Raw genomic sequence first — 1,241 nt, 5'->3', positions numbered from 1 at the left:
TCGCGGACAGGGTCCGCTCCTTGTATGTTTAATCCTGTAGCCGAATGGCTGCACAGAGATTGATCACCGGGGAGGCCGTCCGCTCCTTGAGGCAGCCTTTGGCTGACCTCGTTCGTAGATTGGCCCCCCGCCCCATTGCTGACCTCGAGGAGTATCCGGAAGCCGGCATTGACCGGACTTCGCGTCACAAGGTCGAGGCTGCATCAAGTGCGGGGTCGGGGAACCGCTGGTGATTGTGTCCGAACTGCTTCGAGGAGTGAAGACGATGAAACCGATTTATGTGGGCGTTGATATCGCCGCGCGCAGCTTCGATCTGGTCGTACGCCAGGACGCTCGTAACGCCCGGGCGCGCACGTTCAAGCAAACGGGCGCCGATCACGCCCGTGTGGTGCGCGAGCTGCTCGCGCTCAACCCCGAGCGTGTCGTGATGGAAGCCAGCGGCATCTATCACCTGGATCTGGCCGTGGCCCTGCATCGGGCAGGCCTGCCGGTCTCGGTGATCAACCCGCGCAGCTTCCGTCACTTTGCACACATCAAGCTCGTGGGCAGCAAGACCGATCCGATCGACAGCGCCTTGCTGGCCGAGTACGCCGAGCGCATCGCCCCCTCGCTGTGGCAGTGCCCGACAGACGCACAGCTTGCGCTGCGCGACCTGGGCCGCCAGATCAACCGCCTGGGCGGGGCGCGCACCCAGGCAAAGAACCGTCTGCACGCGCTGCGCGCCAAGGCGATGACGCTGCCGCTGCTCATCGAGGACGAAGAAGAGGGGATCGCGCGACTTGATCAACGCATCGAACGCTTGCAGCGCGCCGCCCTTGATCTGATCGCCGGGAGCGCACAACTGAGCGCTCATCTTGCCAACCTGTGTGAGGCCAAGGGCATCGGCCAGGCCAGCGCCATCGCCTTGCTGGCTGAACTGTGCGTGCTGCCCGAGGACTTGCGCGCGAATCAGGTCAGCCGCTTTGCCGGGCTCGACGTGCGTCTGACCCAGTCGGGCACCAGCGTGAGCAGTCCGGGGCGACTGTCAAAGGCCGGCAACGCCTACCTGCGTGCCGCCTTGTTCATGCCTGCACTGAGCGCGTCCCTGCACGATGAACACGCGCGTGCCTTCTATCAGCGACTGATCGCGCGTGGAAAAAAGAAGATCCAGGCGCAGTGTGCGCTCATGCGCAAAATGCTCACCGGCATCTGGGCTTGCATCCGCAACAACACACCCTTCAATTCCGCGTCACTGTTCTCAA

General features: G+C 63.6%; 1 protein-coding gene. It reads left to right on the top strand.

What is annotated here, in order from left to right; genetic code table 11:
• Positions 1 to 265: 265 nt before the first annotated feature.
• Positions 266 to 1,241, top strand: a 976-nt coding sequence (locus tag Q8R75_RS01920) for an IS110 family transposase (protein WP_305663490.1), incomplete at its 3' end; no start/stop codon positions are given.

The organism is Methyloversatilis sp. (assembly GCF_030696805.1).
Lineage (GTDB): Bacteria > Pseudomonadota > Gammaproteobacteria > Burkholderiales > Rhodocyclaceae > Methyloversatilis.
Note: the sequence above shows the minus strand (reverse complement) of the source record. Positions and strands in the feature narration are given on the sequence as shown.